The organism is Sphingopyxis sp., assembly GCF_036402335.1.
Taxonomy (GTDB): Bacteria; Pseudomonadota; Alphaproteobacteria; order Sphingomonadales; family Sphingomonadaceae; genus Sphingopyxis.
The window spans coordinates 1-15,958 of the sequence record NZ_DASWTD010000487.1 but is presented as its reverse complement, the minus strand read 5'-3'; the positions used below and the strand labels follow the sequence as shown (position 1 = coordinate 15,958).

At 65.0% G+C, this 15,958-nt stretch carries 17 protein-coding genes; 12 read left to right on the top strand and 5 right to left on the bottom strand.

Annotated features, from left to right (window positions below; all coding sequences use genetic code 11):
• Window positions 1-121: 121 nt before the first annotated feature.
• The gene (locus tag VGD20_RS16000) at window positions 122-1,126 is read right to left on the bottom strand and encodes a LacI family DNA-binding transcriptional regulator (protein ID WP_331135393.1); all 1,005 of its coding nucleotides are present in this window, start codon (window positions 1,124-1,126) and stop codon (window positions 122-124) included.
• A gap of 159 nt (window positions 1,127-1,285) precedes the next feature.
• On the opposite strand from VGD20_RS16000, the gene VGD20_RS15995 reads away from it, so the two are divergent.
• On the top strand, window positions 1,286-2,386 hold the full coding sequence (locus VGD20_RS15995; RefSeq protein WP_414714587.1) for a YeiH family protein: 1,101 nt from the start codon (window positions 1,286-1,288) through the stop codon (window positions 2,384-2,386).
• Window positions 2,387-2,389: 3 nt separating this feature from the next.
• Here the strand turns inward: VGD20_RS15995 and VGD20_RS15990 are convergent, their stop codons facing one another.
• Window positions 2,390-3,295: a hydroxymethylglutaryl-CoA lyase gene (locus VGD20_RS15990; protein ID WP_331135392.1), complete on the bottom strand. Its 906-nt coding sequence runs from the start codon at window positions 3,293-3,295 to the stop codon at window positions 2,390-2,392.
• A 117-nt stretch (window positions 3,296-3,412) separates the two neighbouring features.
• On the opposite strand from VGD20_RS15990, the gene VGD20_RS15985 reads away from it, so the two are divergent.
• Window positions 3,413-4,576 carry a CoA transferase gene (locus VGD20_RS15985; protein WP_331135391.1) on the top strand — a complete coding sequence of 388 codons (1,164 nt, stop codon included), beginning with the start codon at window positions 3,413-3,415 and terminating at the stop codon, window positions 4,574-4,576.
• Between the two features lie 4 nt (window positions 4,577-4,580).
• A complete protein-coding gene (locus tag VGD20_RS15980; RefSeq protein ID WP_331135390.1) occupies window positions 4,581-5,285 on the top strand; it encodes a glutathione S-transferase family protein in 705 nt (234 codons plus the stop codon).
• A gap of 176 nt (window positions 5,286-5,461) precedes the next feature.
• On the opposite strand, the gene VGD20_RS15975 is transcribed toward VGD20_RS15980, so the two are convergent.
• Both VGD20_RS15975 and VGD20_RS15970 read right to left on the bottom strand, forming a co-directional pair.
• A complete protein-coding gene (locus VGD20_RS15975; RefSeq protein ID WP_331135389.1) occupies window positions 5,462-6,187 on the bottom strand; it encodes a glutathione binding-like protein in 726 nt (241 codons plus the stop codon).
• 1 nt (window position 6,188) lies between these two features.
• Complete coding sequence (locus VGD20_RS15970; protein ID WP_331135388.1) at window positions 6,189-6,695, bottom strand: DUF3237 domain-containing protein; 507 nt, start codon at window positions 6,693-6,695, stop codon at window positions 6,189-6,191.
• Between the two features lie 124 nt (window positions 6,696-6,819).
• On the opposite strand from VGD20_RS15970, the gene VGD20_RS15965 reads away from it, so the two are divergent.
• The 3 genes from VGD20_RS15965 to VGD20_RS15955 are packed head-to-tail and all read left to right on the top strand — an operon-like array spanning window position 6,820 to window position 10,344.
• Complete coding sequence (locus VGD20_RS15965) at window positions 6,820-9,126, top strand: TonB-dependent receptor (protein WP_331135387.1); 2,307 nt, start codon at window positions 6,820-6,822, stop codon at window positions 9,124-9,126.
• 13 nt (window positions 9,127-9,139) lie between these two features.
• The gene (locus VGD20_RS15960) at window positions 9,140-9,637 is read left to right on the top strand and encodes a nuclear transport factor 2 family protein (RefSeq protein ID WP_331135386.1); all 498 of its coding nucleotides are present in this window, start codon (window positions 9,140-9,142) and stop codon (window positions 9,635-9,637) included.
• Entirely contained in the window at window positions 9,634-10,344 is a 711-nt protein-coding gene (locus tag VGD20_RS15955; protein ID WP_331135385.1) for a glutathione S-transferase N-terminal domain-containing protein, read from the top strand. The genes VGD20_RS15960 and VGD20_RS15955 overlap by 4 nt, the downstream gene beginning before the upstream one ends.
• Here VGD20_RS15955 and VGD20_RS15950 read toward each other — a convergent pair.
• A complete protein-coding gene (locus VGD20_RS15950) occupies window positions 10,341-11,108 on the bottom strand; it encodes an SDR family oxidoreductase (RefSeq protein WP_331135384.1) in 768 nt (255 codons plus the stop codon). The genes VGD20_RS15955 and VGD20_RS15950 overlap by 4 nt on opposite strands.
• Window positions 11,109-11,216: 108 nt before the next feature.
• Between VGD20_RS15950 and VGD20_RS15945 the strand changes: the two genes are divergently transcribed.
• The 6 genes from VGD20_RS15945 to VGD20_RS15920 form a co-directional block, all read left to right on the top strand.
• Complete coding sequence (locus tag VGD20_RS15945) at window positions 11,217-12,512, top strand: MFS transporter (protein WP_331135383.1); 1,296 nt, start codon at window positions 11,217-11,219, stop codon at window positions 12,510-12,512.
• Window positions 12,509-13,393: an SDR family NAD(P)-dependent oxidoreductase gene (locus tag VGD20_RS15940; RefSeq protein ID WP_331135382.1), complete on the top strand. Its 885-nt coding sequence runs from the start codon at window positions 12,509-12,511 to the stop codon at window positions 13,391-13,393. The genes VGD20_RS15945 and VGD20_RS15940 overlap by 4 nt, the downstream gene beginning before the upstream one ends.
• 12 nt (window positions 13,394-13,405) lie before the next feature.
• Window positions 13,406-13,801, top strand: coding sequence for a nuclear transport factor 2 family protein (locus tag VGD20_RS15935; RefSeq protein ID WP_331135381.1), 396 nt, complete (start codon window positions 13,406-13,408; stop codon window positions 13,799-13,801).
• 10 nt (window positions 13,802-13,811) lie between these two features.
• A complete protein-coding gene (locus VGD20_RS15930; RefSeq protein WP_331135380.1) occupies window positions 13,812-14,459 on the top strand; it encodes a carboxymuconolactone decarboxylase family protein in 648 nt (215 codons plus the stop codon).
• Window positions 14,459-15,373: an SMP-30/gluconolactonase/LRE family protein gene (locus tag VGD20_RS15925; protein WP_331135379.1), complete on the top strand. Its 915-nt coding sequence runs from the start codon at window positions 14,459-14,461 to the stop codon at window positions 15,371-15,373. The genes VGD20_RS15930 and VGD20_RS15925 overlap by 1 nt, the downstream gene beginning before the upstream one ends.
• A 63-nt stretch (window positions 15,374-15,436) precedes the next feature.
• Window positions 15,437-15,958, top strand: a 522-nt coding sequence (locus VGD20_RS15920) for a glutathione S-transferase family protein (RefSeq protein WP_331135378.1), incomplete at its 3' end; no start/stop codon positions are given.

Below are 15,958 nucleotides of genomic sequence, written 5' to 3'. Positions count from 1 at the left end.
TTCGTCATCCCGGGCTTGACCCGGGATCCCGCTTTTGAAGGTAGGGGCACGCTTCCCAAGGCAGCGGGACCCCGGGTCAAGTCCGGGGTGACGATGGTGGATGCGCAGCAATCGGCCGCCTTCAGCCCTTCGGTCCCGCCGTCGATCCGCGCACGATCAGTTCGTGCGGAAGTTGCCGGCGCTCGATCGTCTCGCCGAATTCAAGCAGCAGGTCGGCGGCGGCATAGCCGAGATTGCGGATCGGCTGACGGATCGTCGTCAGCGACGGCCAGACGACCTGCGCGAGATCGGTGTCGTCGAAACCCGCGACCGAGAGCTGGCCAGGGACCGAAATGCCCATACGGTGCGCCGCCGCGAGCACGCCCGCGGCCATTTCGTCGCTGCTCGCGAAGATCGCGGTCGGCGGCTCGGGCAGCGCCAGCAGCGCCTCGGCCGCTGCAGCGCCCGACTGGAAATCGAACTGGCCGGGATAAACAAGCGCCGCGTCGAAGCCGATCCCTGCGCGCTGGAGCGCCTGCCGGTAACCGGTGAGGCGCTGGCCGCTGGCGAAATAATTGGCGTGGCCGGTGACGAGCCCGATGCGGCGATGGCCGAGCGAGATCAGATACGCCGTCATGTCGTCGGCCGCCTGCACATTGTCGATATAGACCGCAGAGGTCGCGGTCAGGTCGGTGCCCGGCTGGACGCGCACGACGGGGATCTTGCGGCGGAACAGTTCGGCGAGCGCGGTCCCGACGTCGGTTACCGGCGGGGTCATGATGATGCCGTCGAGCTGCGCCTGGTCGATCAGCGCGCCGATATCGTCGACGAGCCCAGGCGAGGCGATGTCGCATGGCTGGATGATCATGCGGAAATTGGCCTCGCGGCAGCGCTGGCCGACCCCCGCCTGCATGTTGAAGATATAATAGGGGCTAGGGTTGTCGTGGATCAGCCCGATCTGGAACGAGCGCCGCCCGGCGAGCGTGCGCGCGGCAAGACTGGGGTGGTAGTTGAGGCGCGCGACCGCTTCCTCGACCTTTTGCCGCATGTCGTCGCTGACATAGCGTTCCTTGTTGAGCACACGCGACACGGTCTTGATCGACACGCCCGCGACACGCGAGACATCCTTGATCGTCGCCCGGGTCATGCGCGCACACGCTCCGTCCCCGGCTGGCAGAATCCTGTCACGATCGCGCGTCTCCCCGTTTCGGCCCGTTGACCATCGCTGTCTGCTTAGGCCGGGCACCCTGCCCTCCGCAAGAGAAGCCTTGCGCCCGTACCCGCCTTGACGATATGGGCCGATTCTATGACAGCGTTAGACAGAAATGATTTGACGTCGATGCGCCACGCGCACTGGAACAATATGCCGGGCGGCGGCGACCTGTTCGGCGAATTGCATCTCGCGCAGACGATGGCCGGGACGGCGCCGAAAGGTAGCCTCTTCCCCGGCCTCGCCGCCTGCGCGACGGCATCGTCGGCGGCGGCATGGCTGTCCGACCATTATGATTTTCCGATCATCCTGCTGGGCCTGCTCGTCGGGCTCGCGCTCAATTTCATGTCGGCGAACGAGGCGACGCACCGCGGACTCGATTTCGCCTCGCGCACCTTTTTGCGCGTCGGGATCGTCGTGCTGGGGCTTCAGGTGACCTTTCTGCAGATTGCGGTACTCGGGCCGGTGCCCTTTGCCGCGCTGGTCGTCATCATGACGCTGACGATGGGCGCAGGCTTTCTGGGCGCGCGGCTTTCGGGGCAATCGCCCTATAGCGGACTGCTCGCGGGCGGTGCGACCGCGATCTGCGGGGCGAGCGCGGCGCTCGCGCTTTATGGCGTGATCGGCAAGCGGCGCCTGTCGCAGGCGCAATTCGCGCTGACGCTTGTCGGAGTCTCGCTTGCGAGCGCGCTGGCGATGACGATCTATCCGCTGCTTGCCGCGAGGTTCGGGCTGAACGACGCGCAGGCGGGGTTCCTGATCGGCGCGTCGATCCATGACGTCGCGCAGGCAATCGGCGGCGGCTATGCCTTTTCCGACGCTGCGGGGGCGAGCGCGACGATCGTCAAGCTCGCGCGCGTCGCGCTGCTTGCACCCGTCGTCGCGCTCGTCGGGCTGCTCCTGAAGCCCGAAGACGGCAGCGACACGCGCATCTGGCGCCGCCTCGCCCTCCCCTGGTTCATCGTGGCCTTCTTTGCGATGGTGACACTGAACAGCAGCGTGCCGATCCCCGACATGGTACGCGACGCCGCGTTGACCGCGTCGAAGGCGCTGCTGCTGCTCGCCGTGACCGCGACCGCGATGCGGACGCGGATGGACCTGCTGCTCGAAATGGGATGGCGCGCGGCGATTCCGGTCGCCGCGGCGTCGGTGACCAGCTTTGCCACCGCGCTGGCGTTCGCTTTCTGGTTGATCTGAGCCTTAGCCCGGAAAGGCTGGCGCCTTGCTGGCCATTGCGGGCAGCGGGCGGTTCATGACGCCGGCGAGCCACCCCGCCGCCTCGATTGTTTTCGGCAGCGTGACTCCGGTCGCAATCCCGCTGCGTTCGAGCATGTAGACGACATCTTCGGTCGCGACATTCCCCGCGGCGCCTGGCGCGAAGGGACAGCCGCCGAGCCCGCCGAGTGCCGCATCGACCGTCGCCGCGCCTTCGGTCACCGCCGCCCAGACGTTGGCGAGGCCGGTGCCGCGCGTGTTGTGGAAATGGACGCGTACGGGGAGAGTGCCGACCGCCGCGCGCACGCGCCCCACCATCTCGGCCACACGCGCCGGATCACCCACGCCGATCGTGTCGGCGAGCGCGATTTCGCACGGGTACGCGTCGGCGGCGCGCTTCGCCATCTCGACGACGCGGTCGATGGCGACCTCGCCCTCGAACGGGCAGCCGAAGGCGGTCGCGATGGTGATCTGGCCGCTGCGCCCCGCCGCCTTTGCCAGCGTCACGATCTCGATCGCCGCAGCCAGCGATTCATCCGAGCTTTGCCCCTGGTTGCGGATGCCGAAACTATCGCTCGTCACGCACACCGCGCCGAGTTCGTCGATGCGGCCCGTTGCCAGAGCGCGCTCGGCACCGCGGCGGTTGAGGACGAGACCGATGTAGGTGACGTCGTCGCGCCCGGGAAGCATCGCCACCAGTTCCTCGGCATCCGCAAGCTGCGGCACCTTCTTCGGATTGACGAAACTCGTCACCTCGATACGCCGGATGCCATAGTCGATCGCGCGGCGGATCAGTTCGAGCTTGTCGGCGGTCGAAACGATCGTGGCTTCGTTCTGCAAGCCGTCGCGCGGGCCGACTTCGACCATTTCCACCTGTGGATTTTTCAACATCTTGCGTCCTGATTATCTTGAGTCATTTAGCAGGTTGAAAATTACATAGCATTCTAAGTATACAATGGCCATGGGCAGCAGGCCGTCTTTACCAAAGTCGGCCGCGAAAGGAATGATATGAGCGAGACGGGCAGCGGGGGCGCGCTGGAGGGCATCCGAGTGGTCGAGATGGGGCAGCTGATCGCCGGCCCCTTTTGCGGACAGCTCCTCGGCGACATGGGCGCCGAAATCGTCAAGCTCGAACCTCCGGTGACCGGCGACCAGATGCGCAACTGGGGCCAGGGCGACCGCCCAAGCTGGTGGCGCGTGATCGCGCGCAACAAATATTCGGTCGCAGTCGATCTGCGGTCGGAAGACGGTCAGGCACTCGCACGCGAACTGATCGCAAAGGCCGACATATTGATCGAGAATTTCCGTCCCGGCACGCTCGAGAAATGGAACCTCGATCCCGCCGAGCTGCGCAAGACCAACCCCGGGCTGATCGTCGTGCGCGTGTCGGGTTACGGCCAGACCGGGCCCTATTCTTCGCGCGCAGGCTTCGGTGGCATCGGCGAAGCGATGGGCGGCTGGCGCGGGATCGTCGGCTATCCCGACCTGCCGCCCGCGCGCATGGGGGTATCGATCGGCGACACGCTCGCCGCCACGTATGGATGCATGGGCGCACTCGCGGCGCTTCATCATCGCAGCCGGACCGGCGAAGGCCAGATCGTCGACTCCGCGCTATATGAGGCGGTGCTGCAGGTGATGGAATCGACCGTGTCCGACTATTCGGCGAGCGGCACCAAGCGCCGTCGTACCGGATCGACGCTGCCCGCGATCGCGCCGTCGAACGTCTATCCGTGCAGCGACGGCGAATATCTGATCGGCGCCAACCAGGACGGCGTCTTCGCGCGCCTCGCCGCCGCGATGGGGCAGCCCGAACTCGCCAGCGACGAACGCTATGCAACGCACCGGGCGCGCGGGGTGCGGCAGGAGGAACTCGACGCGCTGATCGGCGAATGGACAAAGACGCTGACGATCGAAGAGCTCGAAGCGAAGATGGTCAAAGCGGGCGTTCCCGCAGGCCGCGTCTTCGATGCCGAGGATATGCTGGCCGACCCCCATTTTGCCGCGCGCGAAGCGCTGGTGACCGTCGCCGACGAAGAGCTGGGCGAAGTCACGATGCAGGGGGTGTTCCCGAAGCTGTCGGCCACCCCGGGCAGCGTGCGCCGCCCTGCCCCGCTGACGGTCGGCCAGGATAGCGCCGATGTGCTGAAACGCTGGCTCGGACGGGAGGCCTGACGCGATGATCACGCTCTATGGCGGGCCGACGCCCAATGCGCGCAAGATCGCGATCGCGCTGCTCGAAATGGGGCTCGACTGGCGGCTGGACTATATCGACATCCTCGCGGGTGATCAGCTGACGCCCGAATTCCTCGCGCTCAACCCGAACAACAAGACCCCGGTGATCGTCGATGACGCGGGTCCCGGCGGCGAGCGGTTCGTGCTTTGGGAAACCGGGGCGATCCTGCTCTATCTCGCCGAGAAGACCGGCCGCTTCCAGCCGACCGATCCGGCGGCGCGCGCAATCTGCTGGCAATGGCTGATGTTCCAGGTGTCGGGCGTCGGCCCGATGTTCGGGCAGGAGGCGCATTTCACCCATTATGCCAAGGACCGGCACGACTATGCGATCGATCGTTACAGTCGCGAGGTCGACCGGCTGATGATGGTAATCGACAAAAGGCTGGGCGAAGCCGAGTGGCTCGCGGGCGAGGATTATACGATCGCCGACATGGCGACGCTGCCCTATCTGCGCCGCCAGCTGATCGAAAAGGCCGGGCGCTTCCCGAACGTCGACCGCTGGGGAGCCGCGATGCTCGAACGGCCGGCGGTTGCAGAGGGCATGAAGGTAGGCGTCGCGCGCGCCGAGACGATCGAGGGCGGGCTGACGGGCTTCACCGACGAGCATCGCGCGATCCTGTGGGGCGACCGCCAGCACGCGAAGCGCTGAGGCGGATCGTCGGCTTTGGGGTGGGGAGCTGTCCCCTTGTGCACCCCGGCGAAAGCCGGGGCCCATGCGGGAACACGCTAAGTTCGCGTTAGAATTCTGGGCCCCGGCTTTCGCCGGGGTGCACATCCAACTGTCCGCAATCGGTCGCTTAGCCGCCTTCGGGTTTGTCCTCCGCCTCAGTCGCCCTTCACCGCGGCGTGGTTCGCATCGCCGAACATGTTCGACCATTCCCGGTCGTCGAGCCTCTGATGCCGCCCGACATATTTGGCGGGCGCCTTCAAATCCCCGCGCGCCATGGCACGCGCTACCGCGGGGCGTTCGCGGATGCGTTCGAACCAGTCGCGCATCGCGGACCATTCGTCGAGCCCCATGCCCATCACGAACGCCGACGCGCGGCCGGGCCAGATTGCCATGTCGGCGATGCTATAATCGTCGCCCGCGACATAGGCGCTTTTCTCCAACCGCTTTTCGAGCACGGTCAGCAGACGATTCAACTCCTTCGTATAGCGTTCGACCGCATAATCCTGCCCCGCCGGGGCGTAGCGGAGGAAATGGCTCGCCTGCCCGCCCATCGGCCCGAGCCCTGCGACCTGCCACGTCAGCCACGACAGCGTCGCCGCGCGGGCCGCGCCAGATGCGGGCAGGAACCGCCCGCTCTTCTCGGCCAGATATTGGAGGATCGCGCCCGACTCGAACACCGTCACCGGTTCGCCCCCGTCCGCCGGATCCCGATCGACGATGGCGGGAAGCTTGTGGTTCGGGTTGATGCGCCCGAACTCTGCCGTCAGCTGATCGCCGTCGAAGATATCATAGGGAATAACGCGATACGGCTCGCCGATTTCCTCGAGCATGATCGCGATCTTTTGTCCGTTCGGCGTCGCCGAATAATGGAGGTCGATCATCTTACAGCACCTCGTGGATCACATGGCGCACCCCGAAATCGGTGCGCTCGCCGACCCCGACCGCGAGAACGCCGTTGAGCCAGTCATATTTCGCGCTTGCGGTTTCGAACACCGGCGCGATTCGCAGATAGTATCGCGATGCCTCGGCATCGGGCACCGCCGGATCGATAAAAGTCGCGCGCACATCGTCGGGGATGATGTTTCGCCCGGTGTAACTCAGGTAGATGAGGTCGCCGTCATCGGTCTGCCACACCGCGCGGGCATCGAAGGTGCCCACCGAGGCACTGTCCCCGAGCCGCCCGCTGCGCGACCAGTTGCCGCCGCCGGGCAGAACCATACCCTTGATACGCGGACCGAAAAACCGGCCACCGCTGATATAGCCGAGCCGCTGGTCGCCGAAGGGCGACGCGCCGATACCGATGATTCCCCCCCCGACTTCGAACTCGGCGGTGCACAGATAACGCGTCGCCAGTGCTGCCGGCGCCGCCTGCTGATTTTCTTCGTTCATGATGCGAATCCTCTCTTCCAGCCTATGGACAAGCATAAAACCATTAGTATACTAAGGGTCAATCAGATTGACGGATCGGAAGGCTTTCCGGAACCGCGACAACAAGCTCTATGGGAGGGTGAAGATGAAGGCGCATAACCAGTTCCTGCTGTCCGGCGTTGCAGCGATCGCGATGCTTGCCAATGCCGCACCGGCGATGGCGCAGGCGGCCCCCGCCGGCGCGGCGGACATCGACGACAGCAACAGCAACGAAATCATCGTCACCGCGCAAAAGCGCGAGCAGAATTTGCAGAACGTGCCGATCTCGATGGAGGTCGTGAGCGGCGCCAAGCTCGCCGAGTTCAACACCAGCGATATCAAGGCGGTGATGAACTACACGCCGAACGTCTTCGTCCAGTCGACCGCGGGCAACGACGTCATCTATATCCGCGGCTTCGGTTCGCCGCCGGCCAACTTCGCCTTCGACCAGTCGGTCTCGCTCTATGTCGACGGCATCTACGCCGGGCGCAACCGTCAGGCGCAGGCCCCCTTCTTCGATCTTGCGCGCGTCGAAGTGCTGCGCGGGCCGCAGGGCGCGCTGTTCGGCAAGAACACCGCGGCGGGCGCGGTCAGCGTCGTGTCGGCGGGCCCCACGAAGGATTTCGAAGGCTCGATCACCGGCCTTTACAATTTCGACCATAAGGGCACCGATTTTTCGGGCTATCTGTCCGGGCCGATCACCGACACGCTCGGCGCGCGCCTCGCGTACAAGATCGTCAATCAGGACGGCTATATCTATAACCGCGCGACCGATCACGACGACCCCGAAATCAAGTCGCAGCTGCTGCGCCTGACGCTGAAATGGGAACCGTCGGCCAACTTCGACTACACCGCAAAGGTCGAGTACGGGAACCGCGAGATCAACGGCGGCATCACCGTGTCGAGCCCGCTGACGAGCGGTCAGGATCCGCAGACCACGCGATATATCGAGCGTACCGCGCTTGGCGACGAAGGCAACGATAACAAGTCGGTGATGCTCTCGGGCGTCGGCAATCTCGCGCTCGGCGATTTCACGCTGACCTCGGTCACCGGCTACAGCTGGTTCAAGTCGAAGATCATCAACGGCTTCGACCAGACGATCCCGAACAGCGGCGGCGCCTTCACCGCCAATTCGGTGTACAACGCCTTCCCCGAACGCTTTGACCAGTTCTCGCAGGAAATCCGCATCCTGTCGCCCACCGGCAAGACGTTCGAATTCATCGCGGGCGCCTATTACGACAAGTCGAATTATACGCTGGAGCAATATCAGGGCTTCAACATCCCCGACCTGTTCCTGACGATCCCGGGCGCCACACCCGCTGATCCGCGCATTCCGATCTACGACGGGCCCTATCTTGCCCGCATCGACAGCATCTTCCGGCAAAAGGCCGAAAGCTGGTCGGTATTCGGCCAAGGCACCTTCAACGTCAGCGACGCGTTCCGCGTGATCGGCAGCTTGCGCTATACGCACACGAAGAAGGACGGTTCGTTCCGCACGACGCTCCCCTACGCCTCCGACGGCCTCAACGGACAGCCCTTCGCACTGCGCCCGATCACCAATGCGGACGGATCGATCAGCGAGGGCAACGTCGACCCGTCGGTGACGCTGCAATATGATATCGCGCCGCGCATCATGCTCTATGCAACGTGGGGCCGCGGATCGAAATCGGGCGGTTTCGTGTCGAACACGCTCGGCACCGTCGACAGCACCTTCACCTTCGAGCCCGAGCAGTCGGAAAATTTCGAGGCAGGTATCAAGTCGACGCTGTTCGACGGCAAGGTCGTTGCTAACCTCTCGGCCTATCACACCAAGTTCAAGGACCTGCAGGTATCGGTCTACCAGCCCGCCACGTCGAGTTATCTGACTGGCAATGCCGCGGCCGCGACGTCGAAGGGGCTCGAAGGATCGCTCAGCGTCTATCCGATCCCCAATTTCGACATCAGCGCGTCGGCCGCCTATTCGGACATCAAATATGACGATTATCCGGGCGCGGCCTGCCTTGCCTCGCAGCCGTCGACCTGTACGCCGGCGACGAACAACCTCGCGGGCTATCCCGTCGCCTATTCGTCGAAATTCTCGGGCAGCGTCACCGCGCATGCGCGCTTCGACCTGTCGAGCGACATGAAGTTCGACATCACCGGCGTCGTCTCGGGCCGTTCGAAATATTTCAACTCGGACAACCAGAGCCCGATCTTCGGGATCCAGGGCGGCTATGCGAAGGTCGACCTGCGCGTCCAGCTCGCCGATCAGGACGACAGCTGGCACGTCGCACTGGTCGGGAAAAACCTGACCAACCAGAAGACGATCGGCAGCGCGTTCAACCTGCCCGCGCCGATCACGCCCGTTCCGCGCGCGATCCTCTATCTCGAACCGACCCGCAACATTTCGGTCGAGGCGGGGATCAAATTCTAGGCCCGATTTTTCGATGTCCCAGCGATCGGCCGCGATTGACGCTTTCCTCGATAGGGAAGCAGCAGTCGCGGCCGTGACCTGTTATGCGAGTGCGCTCGATGCGTGCGACTGGGGCGGGTACCGCGCCCTCTTCACGGACGAGATCGCGATTGACTATGGCGCGATCGGCTCGCTCGTCGCGACCGTGCCGGCCGACGAATGGACCGACCGCTGCCGGGCGCTCGAAGGCTTCGACGCGACCGCGCATCAACTCCATAACATCGTCCCAACCATCGATGGCGACAATGCGATGGTCACGAGCATCGTCGATGCCGTTCACGTCGTCGGCGTGGATGACCGCATGCTGCTCGGCGACCTCATCGGCCGCTACACGCACCGGCTGGTCCGGCAGGACGGCTGGAAGATCGCGGGGGTGACGCTGACGGTCGTCGCCTATCCTGCCGGGAAGGAGGCGTTCGACGCCGCCTTCGTCGCCGCCCGCGCTATTTTCGCCGAAGGAAACTCCGCATGATCGACGTCTATTTCACCCCTACGCCGAACGGCCACAAGGTCTCGATCATGCTCGAAGAGGTCGGGCTGCCGCACCAACTCATCGCGATGAACATGCTCGAGGGCGATCATCTGACCCCCGAATATCGGCGGATCAACCCGAACGGCCGCCTGCCCGCTATCGTCGACCATGATCCGGTCGGCGGCGGCGCGCCGCTGCCGGTCTTCGAAAGCGGTGCGATCCTGCTTTATCTGGCCGAGAAGAGCGGGCAATTGCTCCCCGAAAACCCGCGCCGCCGGTCGCAGGCGCAGCAGTGGCTGATGTGGCAGATGGCAAGCTTCGGCCCGATGCAGGGGCAGGCGCATCATTTCATCCGCTACGCACCCGAGGGGCAGGCCTATCCGGTCGAGCGCTATCGCAACGAGACGCTTCGCCTTCTCCACGTTCTCAATGGCCGGCTGGGCGAAGCCGACTATCTGGCCGAGGAATATAGCATCGCCGACATCGCGGCGTGGCCGTGGACCCGCGCGATCCGGGCGATCGGAATGACCCTCGACGATTATCCCGCGGTCGCCGACTGGTTCGCACGGATCGGCGAACGCCCGGCGGTGATCGTGGGGACCGACGTCAAGAACGCCGCGAACCTGTCGAGCGCGCGCCCGGTGCTGACCGAGGAGCAATGGTCGAACCTGTTTGGCAAGAATATGCTGGAAGCGCCGGCGCGCTAAACCGTATCGGCGTGCCCCCACTGATATTCGACCTTCCCATCAAGCCGGCGCACCGCCACCCAGTCGCCGCCCGCAAGGCTGTCGTCCTCGATCAGCGCGATCACGCCCCCGGCGATATCTTCGGGCACGCACGCCTCGTTGTTCGCAAGGACGGTCTTCATCCATTCGGACTTGCCGCCCGCGCCCGTCGTGTCGAGGATCGGCGTGTCGACCAGTCCGGGCAACATGCCCGCAACGCGCACATTGCATTCACCCTTCAGCGGCGCGCAGCAGCGCGTGAACATCATCACCGCCGCCTTGGTCGTCGCATACATCGCGTCGTAGAAGCCCGTCCCGAGCGCGACGGTCGACACCGTGTTAATAATCACCCCGCCCCCGCGTTTCCGCATCGCCTGCACCGCGATCTGCGTCGCCGCGACGAGCGAAGTGATGTTGACGTCGATGATCCAGCGGATGCGCGCCGCATCGACGTCGGGAAATTGCGGCAGGCCCGACACGACGCCGGCGTTGTTGTGCAAGATATGGACGTCGCCATGCGCGCGGAACCAGGCTTCGGTCGCAGGAATGTCGGACAGGTCGAGCCTGTGCATGCTCGCCCGCGCACCCCTGGCTTCGACCAACCGCGCCGTCTCGGCGAGCCCCGCTTCGTTGACGTCGACCAGCGCGATTTCCGCCGCGCCGCGGCTCGCCAGCATCACCGCAGTCGCGCGGCCGATGCCGCCCGCCGATCCCGTGACAATCGCTCTCTTGCCCTTGATATCCATCGCCTTCTCTCCCGCTTCTTATCGGGCTACCGTAAAGCACATTGACAGATAAACTTAAATACCTAAGTATTTTTCGGCCGGGAAGACTCGTGCGTTTTGGGGAGAGTTATGTCGCAAGCTACCGCCCTTGATGGAGGCACTCCGGCGCCCGACGGCAGCCTCGCGCTGCGCCGAAACGTCGCACTCATCATGCTGTTCGTGGTCGGCACGATCAACTTCGTCGACCGCCAGCTTCTGTCGGTGCTGGTCGAGCCGATCCGCGCCGAGATGGATTTCAGCGACACGCAATTCGGGCTGCTTACCGGCCTCGCCTTCGCGCTCTTCTACGCCGCAATGGGTGTGCCGGTGGCGATGGTGGCCGACCGCTGGAACCGCGTAAAGCTGATCGGCATCGCGTGCGTCGTGTGGAGCGGCTTTACCGCGGCGTGCGGCATGGCATCGAATTTCTGGCAGCTCGCACTGATGCGCTTTGGTGTCGGTGCGGGCGAAGCGGGCGGCACCGCGCCATCGCTGTCGGTCATCGCCGACTATTTCCCGCCCGCGCAGCGTCCGCTCGCAATCGGCATCTTCACCTGCAACGGCCCCTTCGGCGTCTTCGTCGGCGCGGCGTTCGGCGCGTGGGCGGCGGCGAATATCGGCTGGCGCAATGCCTTCGTCGTCATCGGCATCGTCGGCATCCTGGTGGCGCCGCTGCTGATCTGGCTGGTCCGCGAGCCCGCGCGCGGCGCAATGGATACGCACAAGCCCGCCGACGAAGCGCTGCCCTTCAGCCAGAGCCTCGCGATGTTTGTCCGCCGCCCGTCGCTGCGCATGGTGATGATCGGCAGCGGGCTCGCCGCCTTCGTCAGCTATGGCATGCTCAACTGGATCCCGGCGTTCCTGATGCGCACCCAGAAAATGCCGCTGGAGGCGATGGCGACCTGGTTCGCGCCCGCCGCGGGCATCACTTTCGGCATCGGCATTTTGGGCGGCGGCTGGCTGGTCAGTCGTCGCGCCAAAACGTCGGCGCGCGCCTATGGCACGATCCCCGCGCTCGCGACCGCGGTGCTGATCCCGACCTTCATCGCCGCGCTGCTCGTCGACACCTGGCAGCTCTCGCTCGCGCTGATGCTGATCCCGATGGCGGCGTGCACCGCCTATGTCGCCCCTGCCCTTGCGCTGGTGCAGAACCTGACCCCGCCGCGCAGCCGCGCCACCGCCGCCGCGGTGCTCATGCTGATGTTCAATATCGTCGGCCTCGGCCTCGGCCCGCTGTTCGCCGGGATCGTCAGCGACGCGCTGAAGGGCGCGCACGGCGTCGACAGCCTGCGCTGGGCGCTGATGGCGCTGATGCCCTTCGCGGCGGCAGCGGGCATCGCGCAGTATCGCATGACGCGCACGCTCGAGAAGGATTTCGCCGAATGACCGATGTCGCGGGCAAGACGGCTTTCATCACCGGCGGTGCGAGCGGGCTCGGGCTCGCCACCGCCCGGGCACTCGCCGCAAGGGGGGCATCGGTGATCCTCGCCGATATCGACGCGGCGGGTGCCGAAAATGCAGCTGCGGAATTGCGCAGCGAGGGCGCCAACGCGCTGGGGCTCCAGCTTGACGTGACAAGCGAAGACAGCTGGGCAAAAGCCGGTGCGAAGGCGCAGGGCTTCGGCCCGGTGCGCATCCTGTTCAGCAACGCCGGGGTCGGCGGCGGATCGGGGCCGTTCGAGCAATATGACACCGACGTCTGGCGCTGGAACTATGCGGTCAATGCGCACGCACATCTTTATGCCTGCCGCACCTTCCTCGGCGAGATGAAAGCGTCGGGCGAGCCGAGCCATCTCGTCATCACCTCGTCGATGGTCGCGATCGTGCCGCCGCCGATCTCGGTCGCCTATATCAGCTCCAAATATGCGACGCTCGGCATCGCGATGGCGCTGCGCAACGAACTCGTCGAAAGCTGCGTCGATATTTCGGTGCTGATGCCCGGCATGTCGGCGACGCGGATCGTCGAGACGACACGCGACCTGCGCCCGGTAGAGGTCGAGGTCGGCAAGGCCGCGGCAACGAGCCAGGCGATGCAGGGCGTGCTTGCGGGCGGCATGTCGCCGGGCAAGATCGGCGCGCGCGTCGTGGAGGCGATCGAGGCTGGCGAATACTGGATCTTCACCCACCCCGAATGGAAGGCGATGGCCGAACTGGTGACGCAGGATATGCTGGCGTCCTTCGGTCCCTCCGCAGATCCCGATTACCGGGGCGACGATATCGACGGGCTGATCGCAGCCAATGGCGGCCGCATGTTCGGCGCGAAATAACAGGAGAGAGACATGGCCGAAGAGAATGATATCCGCGACATGGCGCAGCGCTTTTTCGACGCGATCGAAGCGGGCGACATCGAAACGATGCTGGGCAGTTTCACCCCCGATGCCGAGATCTGGCACAACACCGACGAACTGATCGTCACCCCGGCGCAGACCGCGCAGACGCTGACCGGCATGGTCGCGCGGATCAAGGACCGCGAATATGCCGAGCGCCGGCTGACCGCCTTCCCCGGCGGTTTTGTCCAGCAGCATGTGCTGAAGGGCAAGCGCGTCCATGACGACGGCGAAGTCCGCCTGCCCTGCGCGATCGTGTGTAAGGTCGAGAAAGGCAAGATCACGCGGCTCGACGAATATTTCGACAGCGCGCACGTCGCCGAATTCCGCAAATTTGCGAACGCCTGAGGAGTTAGCCATGCCCGTGCTGCGTCAGGTTCCCCGCTCGGAAGTCACCGACGAGACAGTCCTCGCTTACTACAATCGCCTGTTCGGCGAGCGCGACCCCGTGGCCGAGCCGGGCACCGCGACGGGCACGCCGGGCGACTGGTGGACCGTGTTCGCGCTGTCGCCCGACATTTTCGAACATGCGGTCAAGGGATTCGCCGTCTATCGCAACCCGGCGCGCACGATCGACCCGGTGCTGCGCGAGCTCGGGCAGACGCGCGCGGGCTGGGTCAAGGGCAGCCAGTTCGTCTTTTCGCAGCATTGCAAATCGCTGCGCGGCCTCGGCGTCAGCGAGGAGAAAATTGCCGCCATCGCGCACTGGACCGTCGCCGATTGCTATAACGAGCAGGAGCGCACCGTGCTCGCCTATGCCGACTGCCTCGCGCAGGCCGGCGGGCGCGTTCCGCTCGAGGTCTTCGACAAGCTCAAGACCTTCTGGAACGACGAACAGATTTTCGAATTCACCTACATCACCTGCCTCTACGACATGCATGCGGTGATCACCCGCGCGCTACGCATGGAATATGATGCGCGCGAGGACCCGATCGTCGAGGTCGCGGCGCCCGAAGGCTTCAACGCCGCCGACTTCCTCAGCGCCCCGCGCCCCGCGAACGGGTGATGAGCGACTACGGCACTCCCGAAGTCATCGCGACGGGCCTTCGCTTTCCCGAAGGCCCCGTGCCGATGGCCGACGGGTCGGTGCTGCTCGTCGAGATCGCGCGCGGCACACTGACGCGCATCGCGCCCGACGGCAGCCTGTCGGTCGTTGCTGAGCTCGGCGGCGGACCAAACGGGGTCGCGATCGGGCCCGACGGCGCCGCCTATGTCTGCAACAACGGCGGTTTCCGGTGGATCGAGGCCGGCGGGCTGCTCTTTCCGAGCCATGCGGCAAACGACGCGGCGTGCGGATCGATCCAGCGCGTCGACCTGACGACCGGCGCGGTGACGACGCTCTACGACAGCTTCGAGGGCGAGCGACTCAAGGGGCCGAACGATATCGTCTTCGACGCAGATGGCGGCTTCTGGTTTACCGATCATGGACAGGTGCGCGACAGCGGCCGCGACCATGGCGCGATTTACTACGCCGCCGCCGACGGTTCGAAGATCAGCCGCCAGCGTGCCGACATGATGGGCCCGAACGGCATCGGCCTCTCGCCCGACGGCAAGACGCTCTACGCAAGCGAGACGATGACCGCGCGCGTCTGGGCGATGGACATCGTGGCGCCCGGCGAACTCGCGCCGCCGCCGCCATGGGCGGCCGGCCGCTTCGTCGGCACCCCGCCCGCCTTCCGCCTGCTCGACAGCATGGCGATCGAGGAAAGCGGCCGCATCTGCGTCGGCACGATGGTCGAGGGCGGGATCACCATCTTCGATCCCGAAGGCGCCGGCTCGGAATTCCTGCCGCTGCCTGATATCGGCATTACCAATATCGCCTTTGGCGGTGCCGACCGGCGCGACGCCTGGATCACGGCATCGACCACCGGCACGCTCTACCGCGTGCGTTGGCCGCGGCCGGGGGTTCGGCTCCATTAATCGTCAACTTAATTGACGATTTGCGCATTTGATGCTAGAAAAGACTCGAGGAAGAGGATGGGCATGAAATTTTATAACTCCATCGGCCCCAACCCGCGCGTCGTGACGATGTTCATGGCCGAAAAGGGCATCGAAATTCCGGCGGTCACGATCGACCTGCGCGGCGGCGAAAACCGGCGTGCGCCCTATAACGTCGAGGTGAACCCCGCGGGCCAGACCCCCGCGCTCGAACTCGATGACGGCAGCGTGCTCACCGAAATCACCGCGATCTGCGAATATCTCGAAGAGCGCTTCCCCGAAACGCCGCTGATCGGCACGACGGCGGAGGAACGCGCGAACACCCGCATGTGGACGCGCCGCGTCGACATCAAGATCTGCGAGCCGCTGACCAACGGCTTCCGCTATGCCGAGGGCCTGCCGCTGTTCGAGCCGCGGATGCGCTGCCTGCCCGAAGCCGCGGCCGGTCTGAAAGCGATCGCGCAGGATGGGATCGCATGGCTCGACCCGCTGATCGCGGAACGCGATTTTATCGCCGGCGACACATTATCGCTCGCCGATCTTTTGCTCTTCGCGTTCCTCGATTTC

Coding starts and splice junctions, on each gene's coding strand:
- VGD20_RS15990 (WP_331135392.1), bottom strand. CDS start 3,295: ATGTTGAAAAATCCACAGGTGGAAATGGTCGAAGTCGGCCCGCGCGAC.
- VGD20_RS16000 (WP_331135393.1), bottom strand. CDS start 1,126: ATGACCCGGGCGACGATCAAGGATGTCTCGCGTGTCGCGGGCGTGTCG.
- VGD20_RS15925 (WP_331135379.1), top strand. CDS start 14,459: ATGAGCGACTACGGCACTCCCGAAGTCATCGCGACGGGCCTTCGCTTT.
- VGD20_RS15985 (WP_331135391.1), top strand. CDS start 3,413: ATGAGCGAGACGGGCAGCGGGGGCGCGCTGGAGGGCATCCGAGTGGTC.
- VGD20_RS15940 (WP_331135382.1), top strand. CDS start 12,509: ATGACCGATGTCGCGGGCAAGACGGCTTTCATCACCGGCGGTGCGAGC.
- VGD20_RS15960 (WP_331135386.1), top strand. CDS start 9,140: ATGTCCCAGCGATCGGCCGCGATTGACGCTTTCCTCGATAGGGAAGCA.
- VGD20_RS15995 (WP_414714587.1), top strand. CDS start 1,286: ATGACAGCGTTAGACAGAAATGATTTGACGTCGATGCGCCACGCGCAC.
- VGD20_RS15975 (WP_331135389.1), bottom strand. CDS start 6,187: ATGATCGACCTCCATTATTCGGCGACGCCGAACGGACAAAAGATCGCG.
- VGD20_RS15955 (WP_331135385.1), top strand. CDS start 9,634: ATGATCGACGTCTATTTCACCCCTACGCCGAACGGCCACAAGGTCTCG.
- VGD20_RS15965 (WP_331135387.1), top strand. CDS start 6,820: ATGAAGGCGCATAACCAGTTCCTGCTGTCCGGCGTTGCAGCGATCGCG.
- VGD20_RS15930 (WP_331135380.1), top strand. CDS start 13,812: ATGCCCGTGCTGCGTCAGGTTCCCCGCTCGGAAGTCACCGACGAGACA.
- VGD20_RS15970 (WP_331135388.1), bottom strand. CDS start 6,695: ATGAACGAAGAAAATCAGCAGGCGGCGCCGGCAGCACTGGCGACGCGT.
- VGD20_RS15950 (WP_331135384.1), bottom strand. CDS start 11,108: ATGGATATCAAGGGCAAGAGAGCGATTGTCACGGGATCGGCGGGCGGC.
- VGD20_RS15945 (WP_331135383.1), top strand. CDS start 11,217: ATGTCGCAAGCTACCGCCCTTGATGGAGGCACTCCGGCGCCCGACGGC.
- VGD20_RS15980 (WP_331135390.1), top strand. CDS start 4,581: ATGATCACGCTCTATGGCGGGCCGACGCCCAATGCGCGCAAGATCGCG.
- VGD20_RS15935 (WP_331135381.1), top strand. CDS start 13,406: ATGGCCGAAGAGAATGATATCCGCGACATGGCGCAGCGCTTTTTCGAC.